At 39.4% G+C, this 14,548-nt stretch carries 19 protein-coding genes and 1 other annotated feature; of the genes, 4 read left to right on the forward strand and 15 right to left on the reverse strand.

Annotation, left to right across the window (positions count from 1 at the left end; translation table 11 throughout):
- Window position 1: 1 nt before the first annotated feature.
- The 5 genes from KUV80_RS07980 to KUV80_RS08000 all read right to left on the reverse strand — a co-directional run bounded on the left by KUV80_RS07980 (window position 2) and on the right by KUV80_RS08000 (window position 2,981).
- Window positions 2-712 (reverse strand): DUF421 domain-containing protein, encoded by a 711-nt coding sequence (locus KUV80_RS07980; protein WP_222462112.1) that lies wholly within the window; start codon window positions 710-712, stop codon window positions 2-4.
- 99 nt (window positions 713-811) lie between these two features.
- Complete coding sequence (locus KUV80_RS07985; RefSeq protein ID WP_222462113.1) at window positions 812-1,594, reverse strand: AAA family ATPase; 783 nt, start codon at window positions 1,592-1,594, stop codon at window positions 812-814.
- A 25-nt stretch (window positions 1,595-1,619) separates the two neighbouring features.
- Entirely contained in the window at window positions 1,620-2,003 is a 384-nt protein-coding gene (locus tag KUV80_RS07990) for a hypothetical protein (RefSeq protein ID WP_246625048.1), read from the reverse strand.
- A gap of 53 nt (window positions 2,004-2,056) precedes the next feature.
- Complete coding sequence (locus KUV80_RS07995; protein ID WP_222462114.1) at window positions 2,057-2,377, reverse strand: hypothetical protein; 321 nt, start codon at window positions 2,375-2,377, stop codon at window positions 2,057-2,059.
- 109 nt (window positions 2,378-2,486) lie between these two features.
- Window positions 2,487-2,981 (reverse strand): competence protein ComK, encoded by a 495-nt coding sequence (locus tag KUV80_RS08000; RefSeq protein ID WP_222462115.1) that lies wholly within the window; start codon window positions 2,979-2,981, stop codon window positions 2,487-2,489.
- A 277-nt stretch (window positions 2,982-3,258) separates the two neighbouring features.
- Between KUV80_RS08000 and KUV80_RS08005 the strand changes: the two genes are divergently transcribed.
- Together KUV80_RS08005 and cphA are read left to right on the forward strand one after the other, a co-directional pair.
- Complete coding sequence (locus KUV80_RS08005) at window positions 3,259-4,053, forward strand: cyanophycinase (RefSeq protein WP_222462116.1); 795 nt, start codon at window positions 3,259-3,261, stop codon at window positions 4,051-4,053.
- Between the two features lie 15 nt (window positions 4,054-4,068).
- Window positions 4,069-6,690, forward strand: a complete 2,622-nt coding sequence (gene cphA / locus KUV80_RS08010) for a cyanophycin synthetase (RefSeq protein WP_222462117.1) — start codon at window positions 4,069-4,071, stop codon at window positions 6,688-6,690.
- A gap of 50 nt (window positions 6,691-6,740) precedes the next feature.
- Here cphA and KUV80_RS08015 read toward each other — a convergent pair whose 3' ends face one another.
- The 5 genes from KUV80_RS08015 to KUV80_RS08035 form a co-directional block, all read right to left on the reverse strand.
- Complete coding sequence (locus KUV80_RS08015; RefSeq protein WP_222462118.1) at window positions 6,741-7,067, reverse strand: hypothetical protein; 327 nt, start codon at window positions 7,065-7,067, stop codon at window positions 6,741-6,743.
- A 228-nt stretch (window positions 7,068-7,295) separates the two neighbouring features.
- The gene (locus tag KUV80_RS08020) at window positions 7,296-8,045 is read right to left on the reverse strand and encodes a hypothetical protein (RefSeq protein ID WP_222462119.1); all 750 of its coding nucleotides are present in this window, start codon (window positions 8,043-8,045) and stop codon (window positions 7,296-7,298) included.
- Window positions 8,042-8,827, reverse strand: coding sequence for a hypothetical protein (locus tag KUV80_RS08025; RefSeq protein ID WP_222462120.1), 786 nt, complete (start codon window positions 8,825-8,827; stop codon window positions 8,042-8,044). The genes KUV80_RS08020 and KUV80_RS08025 overlap by 4 nt, the downstream gene beginning before the upstream one ends.
- Before the next feature lie 48 nt (window positions 8,828-8,875).
- Window positions 8,876-9,277, reverse strand: a complete 402-nt coding sequence (locus KUV80_RS08030; protein WP_222462121.1) for a hypothetical protein — start codon at window positions 9,275-9,277, stop codon at window positions 8,876-8,878.
- Between the two features lie 134 nt (window positions 9,278-9,411).
- Complete coding sequence (locus KUV80_RS08035) at window positions 9,412-9,579, reverse strand: DUF3934 family protein (protein WP_222462122.1); 168 nt, start codon at window positions 9,577-9,579, stop codon at window positions 9,412-9,414.
- 367 nt (window positions 9,580-9,946) lie between these two features.
- On the opposite strand from KUV80_RS08035, the gene KUV80_RS08040 reads away from it, so the two are divergent.
- Complete coding sequence (locus tag KUV80_RS08040; protein WP_222462123.1) at window positions 9,947-10,840, forward strand: nuclease-related domain-containing protein; 894 nt, start codon at window positions 9,947-9,949, stop codon at window positions 10,838-10,840.
- Here the strand turns inward: KUV80_RS08040 and KUV80_RS08045 are convergent.
- From KUV80_RS08045 to KUV80_RS08055, 3 genes are all read right to left on the reverse strand, one after another.
- Window positions 10,833-11,189, reverse strand: a complete 357-nt coding sequence (locus KUV80_RS08045) for a hypothetical protein (RefSeq protein ID WP_222462124.1) — start codon at window positions 11,187-11,189, stop codon at window positions 10,833-10,835. The two genes, KUV80_RS08040 and KUV80_RS08045, sit on opposite strands and share 8 nt — an antisense overlap.
- 16 nt (window positions 11,190-11,205) lie before the next feature.
- The gene (locus KUV80_RS08050) at window positions 11,206-11,742 is read right to left on the reverse strand and encodes a GNAT family N-acetyltransferase (RefSeq protein ID WP_222462292.1); all 537 of its coding nucleotides are present in this window, start codon (window positions 11,740-11,742) and stop codon (window positions 11,206-11,208) included.
- 234 nt (window positions 11,743-11,976) lie between these two features.
- Window positions 11,977-12,234 (reverse strand): hypothetical protein, encoded by a 258-nt coding sequence (locus KUV80_RS08055; RefSeq protein WP_222462125.1) that lies wholly within the window; start codon window positions 12,232-12,234, stop codon window positions 11,977-11,979.
- A gap of 293 nt (window positions 12,235-12,527) precedes the next feature.
- Between KUV80_RS08055 and KUV80_RS08060 the strand changes: the two genes are divergently transcribed.
- The gene (locus tag KUV80_RS08060; protein ID WP_222462126.1) at window positions 12,528-12,899 is read left to right on the forward strand and encodes a cyclic-phosphate processing receiver domain-containing protein; all 372 of its coding nucleotides are present in this window, start codon (window positions 12,528-12,530) and stop codon (window positions 12,897-12,899) included.
- A 66-nt stretch (window positions 12,900-12,965) separates the two neighbouring features.
- Here the strand turns inward: KUV80_RS08060 and KUV80_RS08065 are convergent, their stop codons facing one another.
- Entirely contained in the window at window positions 12,966-13,763 is a 798-nt protein-coding gene (locus KUV80_RS08065; RefSeq protein WP_222462127.1) for a protein phosphatase 2C domain-containing protein, read from the reverse strand.
- A complete protein-coding gene (locus KUV80_RS08070) occupies window positions 13,756-14,208 on the reverse strand; it encodes an HIT family protein (protein WP_222462128.1) in 453 nt (150 codons plus the stop codon). The genes KUV80_RS08065 and KUV80_RS08070 overlap by 8 nt, the downstream gene beginning before the upstream one ends.
- A gap of 39 nt (window positions 14,209-14,247) precedes the next feature.
- Window positions 14,248-14,473, reverse strand: a binding site (T-box leader).
- Window positions 14,474-14,548: the final 75 nt, after the last annotated feature.

Below are 14,548 nucleotides of genomic sequence, written 5' to 3' on the forward strand. Positions count from 1 at the left end.
TTTAATGAAGCAGGTCTGGCATTTGTTGAAGGGCATGTTCTTGAGAAACATGAAGTTTGCCATCTATCGTAAGCGATGCATAGAACACGCTAGACAAGTTCATATTTCTATTTTCAATTCGCTCCATCAGCCACTTTTCAGAAAAGCCCAGCTGATTTAATAATTTTGTATGTATTCTGCCTTCTATAATAACAGGATAAGCGATTTGATTCTCTTTATCTGTAATCTGCAAATCGTTCTTTGTTACGAAATCGAAACCCGACTTTTTAATGACTGAAATATTGCCGTTTGGCTCAATGAAAGCTGCTCTTACTTCTTCGAGATAATAAATATCTTTTTCTCGAAGTAAAGATAAAATATTCTCAACGGAGTATTTGATCTTTTTTAAGTTGCTTTTCATGAATTCACCTTCATATACGACCATTACCGGTTCGAACGTAATGAGCTTTCCGAACTTTCTAAACTTTATTTTTAAATAGATTACGGTTTTTTGGAGGATTGCGATTAAAACGACTGCAACAGCTGTATGGATATGCTCAATTTTAGGATCTGCTATATCTGCTCCCACTACAGCTCCTAAAGTAATAATGATCAAGAAATCAAACACCGGCAACTCGCCAATTGATCTTCTCCCCATATACAAGGTTGCTACAAGCAGTAAAGGGATGATTGTAAAAATTCGCATCGCAACAGTCAGTAATTCTAAAACCATGAATCGTACCTCCTTTTTCAATAGGTTTTGTAAAAAGCTGATTTTTATTAACAAAAAAAATGCAGCAATTAGCATAGGCTATTTCGCTGCACCAGTAAATTAAAGATGTCTCAGGAAACGTTCTGGGCTTTCCAGGAAAGATTTTGTGAGTTGAACATGCTCCAAATCCTCATACTGGCACGTCTTTGGGGGCAATGAATCGAGACTGATGATTTCTGCATCAGGAATCGCCATCAATATCGGGGAATGCGTGGCGATGATAAACTGAGCATTTTTCTTTGTCATCTCTTTAATTAAAGAGATAAAACTCAACTGTTTTGTTGGAGACAGAGGCACTTCAGGCTCATCAAGGATATAAAGGCCCTTTGGACGGAGGCGCGATTGAAAAAAGTCAAGGAAGCGTTCCCCATGTGACCTGAATTCCAGTCCATCATCATAGAGATTTTGCAGGTCGTACAAGGTATGATTATGAGGCATCGATGCCAAATTCTTCGCGAATTGCGACCGATCCTTGTATTCTATTTCTATTTCTTCCAAGCTTCGTTTTGCTTCTTCACGCATTTCAGAAACACGTTTCACATAGTTCACAAAATCTTCTGCTGTCAAAAAGAAACCGTCTCTTGTTCTAATACTCCACGTTAGCTTTAATTGATTAGATAGCAGACGGACAGAAGGATTTTCATTTTGTTGATCGATCCGGATTGACTGGGCTTGATCTGCGATTGCTTGAATTAGAGTGGATTTTCCTGTTCCGTTCTCTCCGACCAATATTGTAACTGGTTTATTAAATGTCATGGAGTCGAGTGATTCAAGCAATGGAAGGGTAAAAGGAAATCCTTGCTGCTCTTTTTCCTTTATGTACGTTACCGAGTTTAAAATCATTAATTTGCTCCTTCCATTCCACGGCTTATCCCTCACCTACGCCTAAATATTTTTTGATCTTCCCATCACTTTCGACAAGAAGAATGTCATTTCTTTCTTTTGAAGTGTATATTTTTGAACCAATCGTCAATTTATTAGCCATTCCATTTTCATAACGATAATTGTTTGGGTTAGGAGACAGAGAAGTGATTTCTCCAAGCTCTTTATTCATTGTTAAGTGGAGTTCCTCTACCCAATCTACCCCTGTTTTATAGACAACCCCATCCCACTGAAAGATATCAGCATCCGGGTTAAGTGTCAGCACTTCTTCAGCATCGATGTTTGAAGAACTGATCGTTCCCTCTTCTTCCTTACAGGCGGTTAAACCGACAACGGATATCACCAACAAACTGAGTAATAGTTTTTTCATTTTTTTCACCTCAATAAACAGTCGAAAAGAGTAGACATCACGTTACATTCATCTTACAAAAAGTAGTCTTTATAATATACTAAAACGGCGATAAGAGACACGATCGTATAAATCATCGCTGTGTAATACGCATACGTAGGCTTAAATGTTGATTTTGTTTCTTCTATTTTCATTCCCGTTATGGCTTGAGCCTGCATACGAACCATGTTTGATGACATACCGCCTGTAGAAGTGAAGTAGCGAATGATCAGTGTAGTGGACAAACCTACAAATAAAGAAAAATCTATAAACTGCCATTTAAAAAACATTGCGAGACCATAGTTCACTCCTACCAAAAACAGGCATGTAACCAAACACACCATGATGTTCCTCATTCCATTCCCTCCTCTTTTGTAGAATATACGAATCAAAAGGAAGAAAGTTCCATTAAATAACGCCCGTGCATCATTCTGCATCGGGCGCTTCTTTTATTCTATCTGTTTATTAATATCTCATGTTTCTTTCACTTACTCGTTCACTTAAAATATACCGGTACTGTGCAGTCCGAAAAAGCTTTGCCTCTAATGCATACTTCGATTGGGGCATGATGAGACTTGCAGTATTTTTAAAATGAACGCTACACGTGTCAGAATCTATGGATTCGATGCGTTGAACGTGTGATTGGGATAACCAGATGCATGTTTCGTTTTTAGGAGATTCTACAGGAAAAAAGAAAATACCTAGTTCGAGGTTAATCATGATTGGGGATAGACTCACATAGCCCATAGAGCGGCGGACAGCTTCTCGTCGGCCTTCATAGCTTGAGCCAAAGAACAAACAACTTTCATTGATGATTTTAATAGGACTGAGTATAACTCTCTCATTTTTTTCCGTTTCAAGCACTTCTGTGTGAACAACGCCAAACTCATTGTAAAACGGTAAGAGCGCCATTGTACTCGTATTGATTTCGTAAGAACTTAGAAGTATGGTTTTTTCCATTTATTCATCCTCCCTTATTACTTAACGTAACCTTCCAATCCTCCTTCCTTTACAACGGTTGAAAGCAAAATACTTCCAGTAGGTAAATTATACTAAGCCTTTTGACAAAAAACTATATATTTCTACAATAATTTTAACACTTTAAATATTCAGTAAAAAATTTCCTCAAAGTGGTTTGAACAATGGAAAAACGTGGTATACATAACAGGTCGAAATAGACACAAATCTCGACCTTTTTCGATGAAGCACAAAATTTTAGCAAAGAGGCTGATGAAGAATGGCAAAAGGTGATCTTTTGATCATTGGTGGCAACGAAGACAAGAGCGAGAAAAAAATAATTCTGTCGAGGTTCGCTGCATTATGTAAAAACCGTCAAGGCCCTATCGGGATACTGACAACAGCATCCGGCTTTCCGGAAGAAGTAGGCAGCGAATACGATGCATTGTTTCAAACCTTACATGGAACAAAGCCACTGCTTTTCCATTTGGATTCCCGTGAAAAAGCGGAAGATCCTGCATTGCCCGAACAGCTATCTTCTTTGTCTGGACTATTCATGACAGGAGGAGACCAGCTGAGGCTTACGAGTATACTTGGTGGTACTTCTTTTTACAAACACCTGTTTCAAGGATGGAAGAACGGATTAATCATCGGCGGAACGAGTGCCGGTGCTGCTGTCATGAGCAGATTGATGATTATTTCTTCCAAGCTTTTTGAAAGAGAGGACGTTTCTGTACTCGAAATGGGTTCAGGATTTGGCTTTTTGGAAGATGTTATTATTGACCAGCATTTTTCCCAGCGTGACCGTTTTAGCCGGTTAATGCGCGCTATAGCGTTAAACCCTCAGATCATTGGCATCGGAATCGATGAAAACACGGCAATCTGGGTGCATAACGATGGTGAGCAATTCGAAGTGATCGGTGAATATAACGTAAGCATATTTGACGGCAAAACCTCTACTTATGTTGATGTTGCCGAAAACAAAGGGAATATGACGATTTCCGATATCCGTTTCCATACACTTGGTGCGGGCGCGGTTTTTGATTTACGCAAACGAGAATTAATCATCTCTTAAGGAGCGAGCATATAAATGAAAATCAATCGCGTTAATTATTTGACTGGCCCAAATCTTTACAGCTTCAAACCAACCATTTGGATTGAGCTTGATATAGAAGAATTTGAAGAAAAACCTTCACATACATTACCAGGTTTTACTGAAAAACTCTTGCAAGTTATTCCTTCTCTTCATACCCATACGTGTTCACGAGGATACGAAGGCGGATTCGTGGAACGTCTTCATGAAGGCACATGGATGGGTCACATATTAGAACACATCGCACTCGAGATCCAGCATCTTGCCGGCATTTCTGTAAAACGCGGCAAAACGATTACGAGTGAACGAAAAGGCATCTATTTTGTCACCTATGATTATGTAGAACCTAAGTCTGGTTATTACGCATTTGAAGCAGCGCTTGAAATTGTAACCGCGATACTTGACGGCCATGAAATCAGCGCGGACCCTTTCATTAAGCATACCTCTGACCTTTATCATCTACATAAATTAGGTCCGAGTACAGAGGCGATCTACAATGCGGCTCGAAAACGCAAGATTCCTGTGGAACGAATCGGGACGAACAGTTACCTCCGCCTTGGAACCGGTAAAAAGCAAAAGTCTGTTCAAGCGACCATTTCAAGTCAGACGTCATATCTAGCTGTTGAGAATTCATGTGATAAAGATATGACGAAAACCCTTCTAAAAAGTGCAGGACTTCCTGTTCCTAAAGGTGATGTGGTATCCAATGAATATGAATTGCTTCAGTCTGCAGAGAAAATCGGATACCCGCTTGTGATCAAGCCGCTTAACGGCAGGCAAGGTCAGAACATCGTAACGAATATCCAAAATGATGAAGACCTGTTAGCTGCATTTCACTGTGTGTATAGTGAAGGAACACACTATATATTAGAACGATATTATGCCGGAAACGACTATCGCTTTTTTGTAGTAAACAACGAACTCGTTGCCGCGAGTCTCCGCCTTCCACCAATCGTAAAGGGTGACGGCTACAAAACGATTGGCGAGCTGATCGATGAGGAAAACTTGAATCCATTGCGTGGTGATGGTCATGAAAAAGCGATGAGCAAGATTCCTATGGATGAGCGTACTGTGGTTCACCTGGAGAAAAGCGGCTATTCCCTACACTCTGTTTTAAAAAATGGAGAAGCTCTTGAAGTGCTGGGAAATGCGAATCTATCAACAGGCGGATCTGCCATTGATGTAACAGACGACGTGCATCCTCATTATCGAAAGATGGCCATCGAAGCTGCAAGTGCAGTCGGTCTAGACATTGCAGGAATCGATATTCTTTCGACTGATGTAACGGTTCCTTTTGTTGAAGGAGAAGCGGCGATTCTAGAGGTAAATGCCGCGCCTGGGATCCGCATGCACCTTTATCCTTCTCAAGGAGAAAGCCGAGATGCAGGCGGCGCTATCGTCGACTATTTGTTCTCTTCTCGAGAGGAAGCAGCCATCCCTGTTGTAGCGGTTACGGGAACGAATGGGAAAACAACCACTTCCCGTCTTGTCTCACACCTTTTACAAAAAGAGAATGTGACCGTTGGACTTACATGCTCTGACGGCGTATGGGTCGGTGAACAGCAGCTGGATGAAGGCGACTGCAGCGGCCCAAGAAGTGCTCGCAAAGTACTGTCCCATCCTTCTGTTGATGTTGCCGTTCTTGAAACTGCAAGAGGCGGCATGCTTCGTGAAGGGTTAGCATTCCGTTATTGCAACGTTGGAATCGTCACCAACATTAGTGAAGATCATTTGGGGTTAAATGGTGTGGAAACGTTAGAAGACTTGAAGAAGTTAAAGCAAACGATAGCAGAAGTAGTTCTTCCCGAAGGAACCTGTGTGTTGAACGCGGACGACCCGAGATGTGTAGACATGGCTCAGCATACGAACGGCGAAGTCATTTACTTCTCGTTATCTGACAGAAATCCGGTCATTCAAACACAATTAGAAAACGGCTCTAAAGTGTGGTACCTCGAGAACGATTGGGTGATGTATAGCGAGAACAGAAAAGCAGAAAGATTCCTGCCCGTTTCTCATATCCCGTTAACCATTAACGGAGCGGCCCGACATAATAGTGCAAACGTACTCGGAGCCCTTGCTGCCGCTCATTCACTCGGACGTCCATTATCCGAACTGCGCAGCAAAGTCATTACGTTCATGCCGACCGAAAACCAAAACCGCGGCCGCTTTAACGTGCAGACCATTCATGACCGTACCATTGTGGTTGACTATGCCCACAACCCAGCTGGTTTAAAAGCATTGTTCGAAACAGTTGAACATTTGAACAAAGGCCGCATCATCACTGTCGGTTCAGCTGCTGGTGACAGAAAAGACACGACCATCCAAGAGATGGGTCGAATCTTCGGCCGCTATTCAGACATTTTTATTATCAAAGAAGACGTAAACCTGCGTGGCCGAATACCTGGTGAAACCGTCCATCTTCTCTATTCCGGTGTAAAAGAAACAAACCATTCACCAAGGGTCCATGTGTATCCGAAAGAACCTGAAGCAATGCTACAAGCTTGGCAGCACTCACAGCCAGGCGACACAATCGTTTTTCTGTACGATGAGTACACATCCATCCAAGGCATTTTACAGAGAATCAAAAACTCTGAACCCGCCTTGCAGAAAGCAGAATAGATGAAAAAACAGTGTGGTTTCCGTTTAGGAGCCCCACTGTTTTTGTTTTACTACTTCTGTTGTTTCTTGTTAAAATTGTTCTTCATGTTGATCAATTCTTTCCCGAATTCAAACTGTGCAAAATTCATCGGATTTTTATTAGGAACAAGATTGGTCATTGCATTATTGTTTCGGAACATGTTTGTCATGGCGTTCAGGCCTTTGTTCATGAGTCCGTTTCCATAACCTCTTCTTGTCATACCAAAGATTGATAAAGCAACGGAAACAAGTAACATCGTGAACATCATTCCATTATTTCTATTCTTTCTTCTCGTTCGAGTCATCTGTTGAAAAATGGGCATATTGCCTAAACTTAAAAGCATGCGCATGAAATTCATTCGTATACCTACCTCCTTCGTACATATTTTATTAGGTGGAACAATCTTAATTTGCGAAAAAAAATGATTTTCACTCATGTAAAAAAATCACAATCCTTGTAATCGTTAGATCGTTTGCTTTATCTTTATTGTTTGCTTCAATAACGAATTTATCCGTAATCAAATGGTGAATATTAATGTGTAATGATAAAAAAACAGTGTGGTTTCCGCTTGGAAGCCTCACTGTTTTTATTTTCCTCCAGATTGTTCAAGTTCTATTCCGTCCATATACCTGACAAACTCGAGATCAATGTCATCTACATGATATCCATTTCCATTGACGGAGTGTTCAATTATTACCTCGTTACCTGAACGGTCATATGGCGTCCAACCTAAATACATAAAGCGGCTTAAAGTAAAATGATCATAAAAATTGGTTTGTTTTACGGATTCCATTTTTATCAATGAGTCAATAACAGAGACCCACTCTTTAGACAGTTTAACTACCCCATATGATTGTTTACCGTGTGTGATCTTTTTAACCATTTCCACCTTTGGAAAATAATTTTCCTGGTCACCTGTTATAAAATAACCCCTTTCTCGGGTTAAATAGTAGTGACTGGAATTCACCTTGTCATCAGGGTGCAGATTCCATACAATACGATAGGTAGAAGGAGTTTTTCCTTCAACCTTCCATAGCAGTGGTTGACCGACAGTATCAATCATTAAAACTTGCCACTTATTCTTTTTCCACTCCCAATAACTCGTTCCATGTCCTCCGGTTTTAGACTGAAAAGGCACAAAGTAATGAAAGTCATCCACAGAAATGGTGTCTTGTATCCTAACAGCCTTGGCGGTAGTATGGGTACTATTTATTTTCTTTAATAATTCATCGTCATTCAAAAAAGCACTTGGCTTTGAATAGAAGTACATATAGATGGTTACAGATAATAATGCAAATAGGATAAAGCCCAACAGTATCCACACTGTTCTTTTCACTCTTGTCCCCCTCCTTTTACTAGAAGTGATTGATCTGAGCGAAAATAGAATTGCTTTTCGGGGCTTATAAGTAAAATGCCTTGCCCGTCCCTTTCCACATAAACCAATGTTCTTAAACCACTTCCCCATTTAGGGATGGTTCCAAAAAGTTGATAGGGGAACTTTTCTAGTCGTTCCTTAGGCTCAATATCTATATTGACAATTTGGTTATACCAGCCATCACTGTCGATAGTTTCAGGTCTCATCTTATGTAATTGTTCTTTCAGCACACCTTTTTGAAGCGAAACGTTGCTTGCAGACGGATGAAGTGTTATCACTGTTGGATCTTCCACTTTTGAGATATACGTGGATAGTTCCTTTTCTGGATACAACGTATGGTGAATCGGAATGGAAGCTAATGTTGCAGCCAGAAAAATAAAGTTGGCAAAAAAACCTAACCATGCAAATGGACGGTATGCAACCCACTTCTCCACTTTGTTTCTAAACCAAAAATACAAAATCCAAGCCCCAAGCGGCAAGATTGGAATCTTTAAAAAGGTACCAAACACCTGCCAATCAATAGAGAATGAAAAGAGTCCTGCCACTAATAAAAGAAGAACTTTCCAGATCTTCGGCTTTTCGTCTTGCTTTTTATAGATTCGGTAAGCGAGGATGCTGACTAGGATAAGTGCAATACTTTCTGTTAAGATCGATGGAAAGTGATTTACGGAATAAAAATGGATAACGAACACCGCCTCACAATGTAAATATTTTCTAATAGTTATTCTATCGGCAATTCTCAATACCGTCTACAGTTCCTTATAAAAGAAAAAAGCTGTCCCATGACAGCTTCACTTTTTAATCGGTTTGACCACAATCGCTTGAGATGCACTTTTGATGATACAGTCTTCCAAATCCTCTTCATTAATAAAGCCTAGAGTAAGCGCAGATTTCACTTTTTCCTCGTCCGGTTTTTTTACGAGATGAATCAGCTCATTCATGTTCAATTCTTCTAGTCGATGAACCGTCTTCTCATCATGAAACTTTTCTGTTTTCCTGATCTGCCTTTGCAGCTTGTATTGATTAACAGTAATTTCACCTTTTTGATTGGGCCCAACCACGTTATCGAAATACATATGAAATACTTTTTTAAGCTCATCTAATTCCTTTTCAACCTCTTTTTTCCTCTCATTGAGCGTGTTGTATTTGATCACCAAGTCCTCAGAAATTGAATAATCCACTTTGTTACCCACAGCTCGTCCCCCTACTACAAATTGATATTTAATCTTATTGCGGTGGGGATGAAAATATAACTTTTATCCAAATAAAAAAAGCCAACTCCCCTTTAAATGGTGAACTAGCTTTTATCGACTTTTCTTAAGTCAAATTAGTTATCCTGATTTTCCTTAGGTTCCTCTTGTTTTTTCGTGCCTTTACTTACATACGGTTTAGGTCCCTTTTTCTTGCCGCTCGATTTCCAACGGTTCCAGCCCTTCTTGCCAGTTCCCTGACCTACCCCGCTCTTCTTGTTGCTATTTGCTTTTGCTTTACTCATCATTATCACTCCATGCACTTTCTATTACTTAGTATAGAGCAGAAAGGCTGATTATACTACAGGTCAGATGCAATCTAACGAAATTCCTTAGTGGTAATTAGAATAAATTGGTTAAATATGTGATGAGATGCTATTTTTATATGATTGACTCAATTTCTTATGTGATGTTGCTTTGAAATTATGTGTTTACCCTAAGCAATTATGTGATAAATGACTTTAGAAAATGACAGCATTAAGAACATCCACTTTTGATGCCCTTTACAACTCCTTATAAACTAAATTCATTACTTGCAAAGGAGGAATTTTTATAAAAAGCCCTCATCAAAATCCTTTGGTTATTCAAAAGTTAGAAGTGGCACTTAAAAGAGTGGCAAAACACTCAAAAATTTGCGAAAAACTTGAAGAACATCTGGCAAAACATCTTGCAGGATTAAACGGTGAGAAATCTTTGGAGTACTTTTACCGGTACTTACCTCAAGACGTTCAATTTATCCACAATATTCGAATACTTCATATGAATTTTTACTTTCAAATGGACACTCTCATCATTACTTCCAAATTCATTATTCTTTTAGAAATAAAGAATTATGCCGGACACCTCTATTTTGATGATAAATATGGACAATTAATTCGCAAATTCAACGATAAAGAAGATATCTTTGATGACCCCATAGAGCAAGTAAAGAGACAATCTTTTCATTTATCCAAAATACTCAATCAACATAAAATACCCGAAGTTCCTATTGAAACTCTCGTGGTTCTTACCAATCCCCGAACCTATATACATAGTTCACAAACAATAAGCACGATCGTTAAAAGTTCACGAATACAACAAAAATTTCAAGAATTTGATCAAAAATATAAAAAGGAAGTGTTAACCTTGAAAGAGAAAAAAAGGATTCATAGAATATTAATGAAACTCCATGAACCCTATAATCCAGATATTCTAGAATATTATGGAATTGATAAAAGTGAGTTAATTACAGGTGTCTTATGTTCTGAATGCCACACAAGGATGGAACGAATCTCAGCTAATTGGCAATGTATAAAATGTAAACATACATCGAAGAATGCTCATATTCGTGCTCTTATGGATTACGCACTCCTCATCTCAACCGATATAACCAATAAGGAGTGCAAAGAATTTTTACATTTATCATCAAGTATGCAGGCCTACCATATACTGCATTCGTTAAATCTCCCATACACTGGGGCATCAAGACGCTCAAGAACCTACCACCTGGACTCCCTCATCACTTAATGAATTCCTTCAATTTTACGGCATCCGATTCATCCAGCTCGCCATGCCTATTCTGATTTGAGTCAACAATTCCAGTATTCATATCCTGATTAAACCAAATCCGATATTCTTCTAATTTTTCAGGTTCGTTCGGATCCAACTGATAAAAGAATGTAAGCATCACGTCTTCTTTTCTCGTCATCTCCACCTTGGCGTTTTCCCATTCCACCTTACTCATGATTCTCTCAATCGTCTTAATCTCGTTCTCATCTACGATCTTATTTTCCTCTGAACGATTCTTGCCTTTCTGATAATCAATTCGAAGCAACTTTTTCTCATTGCAACCAACTAATCCGATTAATAGGACCAAAATGACAAACCAACTTCTAATCAGCCGGATTAATAATCGCCATCAACTGGTGATCTTCCCACTTTCCGTTAATCTTTACATTTTTGCGGGCGAGCCCTTCTTTTTCAAAGCCTGCTTTTTCTAACACCCGAATGGAACTTTTATTATGAGGCATGACTCCTGCTTCAACCCTATGTAGATCTAATTCTTCAAACGCGTATTTGACAATCATCTTCAAGGCTTCAGTCGTAAAGCCCTTTCCATTATGCTTTTCATCTAAAAAATATCCAACAAACGCACTTTGAATGGATCCGCGCATGACTGCGAACAGATTAATCGTACCAATCAAATCATCTTCATTTGTAAAAATACCAAAGAAATAGTCCATATCCTGCTCAGCGTTCTCAACGAGCGTTTGCAGCCGTTTCTGCTGACTTTCAAGAGTGTAGAAATCAGCAGAGCGTTCCATTGCAAACTTTTGAAAAAACTCTTTGTTTTCGACCAATAGTTGCAGCATTTCTTCCGCATCATCAACATGTAGTAATCTAATATAAATGTTCTGTCCAGATAGCATTTGTTTTACATCAATACTTTGGTTCATTTTCATTCCTCATTTCTTCTCTATATTCAATCTCGTGTTTTGTATCGTAAATGTGCTAGTCCTTCATCACATCAATCTGTCTCCCCATTGTGATGTCATCATAAGGCGTATATTTATTAGAAGGCATCTTGCGTTTAAAAAACGATGGTGTAGGAGAGAATACCTGCAACAGTCATCGTCTATCCTCCTGTTCGTGAGCGTCTCACTCTATACGTCCTCATGCCTTTTCTTAGAGGCGTTCTTCTCATTACCTCTTTTAAAGTTGCCTGTCACTTTTGCTAGAATCAGCTGCACTTCATGATCTGTTGAGGCTTGCTCGATTCTCTTCAGAATTTTCTCCGCTTCCTTACCCTTTAATGTCGTTACTGTCTTGCCGTTATACTCAATAAAAATTGTACTGTTCTTCGTTACCCTATAAGTAAAAACCTCTTCTTCCAACCGTTTTCGCTTATCCATATTCCCCAATTTGCTATTCTCCTATCATACAGTCAACGTTTACTTGAGTACCTTATACAGCCTCAGATCGGCTCACCAACTTACCATCAATGAAGACGTTCACTACATATTGCTACTTAATAGAGTCATATCTCTTCTACAATACAATGGGTCATATTTCACCAACCATCGAAGGATTATGCCAGTAATTTACAGTTTCTTTTTCTTTTATAACTAAGTATGTTATGATAGTTATATTACTAAAACTTAGGGCTTTCGACTTTTCTTAGTCACCCTCCGTTCATGGAAGGGAGTGCAAGAAAATGGAGAAAATCAGTGTATTTATGGACGATTACCGTAGTCCACCAGAGGGTTATGTATTTGTCGAGACCATCGACGAGTGCATTGAACTATTGCGAAAATTCGATATCGAACATCTGTCATTGGACCATGACCTGTTGAGTAAAACTAGAAATGGCACCATGCTTGTCCAAATCATGATAGAAGAGAAACTTTTCGCAAATCGCATTACCATACACTCGGCGAATTCAGTTGCCGGAAAAGGCATGTATAACCATTTAAAACAAGCACAACATGATCTTATAATGCCTCCAACCATTATAGTTTCCTTACGTCCACTGCCTCTTAAATTCTTCCCGCCACGTGTCCTGCAGCATTATCTGGAAGTGAGATAACTCACAATTTACTCATTCACAATTCTTATTAGCATAAACTGAGGAAACAGCTACAGTTTACATTCATCAAAGATCACTAGGCATAGTAGCCGTTTCCTCAATATTAACACACCAAGAGATAATTGTTGTACTGTCCCTCACACCGCTTCTTTTTACTTCTTCTAATAATTTCTGGACTCCTTCATGAACACTGACACCTTTACAAACATCTTCTACCGCTTTAGGATCTGCAAACGATACACCCGGACATTCTGTCAATCCATCCGTTGTCATAAAAATCCAGTTATCACCATGCCGTAATTCTTTTTTTCCAGTGCTGTAACAAGGAACAGCCATCTCAAACGTATTGACTTCACCCACCCATTCGTAAAAGCTTCTCTGATTCAACTGTCTTTCACCAAGCGCAATCAGCTCTGGATGAAACATATGCAAAATGCAGTCTCCAATTGAAAACCACCACAAGTATTTTTCTTTTCGAATCACGATCATACAAGCCGTTTCTCCTATCGTTCTTCGACATGCCTCCATGAAATCGGGTTCTTGAAAAACGTCTAAAATAAGGGTATCCATTCTTTTTAACGCCTCACCCACTGGCAACAACAGCACCCTCTGAATCTCATGTTTGTTTTTATTAAATTGATTAATCACCAACTCAACACTAGACGCGGTCTTGTGGCCATCAAGAATCATAGAGAACTCCCAATCGGCACTTTCATTCATCCAAACCAGGCACCCATCTTCGTTTTTATACTGTCCAACTGAAGAGTTTCCACCGAACCTGCCCACTGCAATGGAACCTATTAAACTTACATCTAAGTTATCAACGAAATGCTTCTCACTACCCGTCCGGCTCCACTCATTCATAAGGATGTTCCTCCAAATAATTCTTTATCCGCTCACACACTTTAACAATCTCATCGTTCTTCCCAAAAGGGGCTTCCGGCCAATCGTACACTTCCCACGGACCCCAATGTTCTTTAGGCGTATTTTGATAGCGCGGAATAATATGCATATGCAGATGAGGAACAGAATTACCTGAAACGACGGAATAAATATGTTCAGCATTCTCCGTTTCTTTGATGGCTTTACTTATTCTTGCCATGATGACGCCGAACGCTTTAGCTTCATCCATTGTCATGTCACCTAGAGAAGGAGCGTGCCGCATAAGGTCAATCATAATATGTCCTAAATAAGAAGGTTTTTCACCGTTATCAATATGGCCGACGTATACAAAATCGTCTTCAAAGATCATAACTCCTGATGTCTCCAAATTACCTTTATGCTTGTTACAGATAAAACAATCTTCCATTTTCATCACTCCCTATAAAATAAAAAAGCCCATCATCTCTAAAGAGACGATAGGCTAATCCTAACATGGTACCACTCTTCTTGATTTGCCTACATCTATACTGCAAATCTTCTCAAGACTCTATCACGGGAGTTAACCGTTCAAACCTATAAAATCAGCCTGACCACTCCTAGGCGAGTTCGGGAATTTGATTGACTGCCTTTCACCAAATCAGCAGCTCTCTTAACAACAGACACTCCTTACTACTCCTAATCACAGCGTTTCTTATATGGAAAACTTTTACTTATCATAGGGCTTATTGGAAAATCTGTCAATAACAATTTACGTTAAAGTGTACTTT

Source organism: Fictibacillus nanhaiensis, assembly GCF_019801215.1.
GTDB classification, from domain to species: domain Bacteria; phylum Bacillota; class Bacilli; order Bacillales; family Fictibacillaceae; genus Fictibacillus; species Fictibacillus nanhaiensis_C.

Bases quoted from the DNA above. Each gene is read 5' to 3' on its own strand.
- KUV80_RS08000 (WP_222462115.1), bottom strand. From the start codon at position 2,981: ATGGAAAAAACCATACTTCTAAGTTCTTACGAAATCAATACGAGTACA.
- KUV80_RS07995 (WP_222462114.1), bottom strand. From the start codon at position 2,377: ATGAGGAACATCATGGTGTGTTTGGTTACATGCCTGTTTTTGGTAGGA.
- KUV80_RS08005 (WP_222462116.1), top strand. From the start codon at position 3,259: ATGGCAAAAGGTGATCTTTTGATCATTGGTGGCAACGAAGACAAGAGC.
- KUV80_RS08050 (WP_222462292.1), bottom strand. From the start codon at position 11,742: ATGCTATCTGGACAGAACATTTATATTAGATTACTACATGTTGATGAT.
- KUV80_RS07990 (WP_246625048.1), bottom strand. From the start codon at position 2,003: ATGAAAAAACTATTACTCAGTTTGTTGGTGATATCCGTTGTCGGTTTA.
- KUV80_RS07985 (WP_222462113.1), bottom strand. From the start codon at position 1,594: ATGATTTTAAACTCGGTAACGTACATAAAGGAAAAAGAGCAGCAAGGA.
- KUV80_RS08070 (WP_222462128.1), bottom strand. From the start codon at position 14,208: ATGGAAGATTGTTTTATCTGTAACAAGCATAAAGGTAATTTGGAGACA.
- cphA (WP_222462117.1), top strand. From the start codon at position 4,069: ATGAAAATCAATCGCGTTAATTATTTGACTGGCCCAAATCTTTACAGC.
- KUV80_RS08060 (WP_222462126.1), top strand. From the start codon at position 12,528: ATGGAGAAAATCAGTGTATTTATGGACGATTACCGTAGTCCACCAGAG.
- KUV80_RS08035 (WP_222462122.1), bottom strand. From the start codon at position 9,579: ATGAGTAAAGCAAAAGCAAATAGCAACAAGAAGAGCGGGGTAGGTCAG.
- KUV80_RS08015 (WP_222462118.1), bottom strand. From the start codon at position 7,067: ATGAATTTCATGCGCATGCTTTTAAGTTTAGGCAATATGCCCATTTTT.
- KUV80_RS08065 (WP_222462127.1), bottom strand. From the start codon at position 13,763: ATGAATGAGTGGAGCCGGACGGGTAGTGAGAAGCATTTCGTTGATAAC.
- KUV80_RS07980 (WP_222462112.1), bottom strand. From the start codon at position 712: ATGGTTTTAGAATTACTGACTGTTGCGATGCGAATTTTTACAATCATC.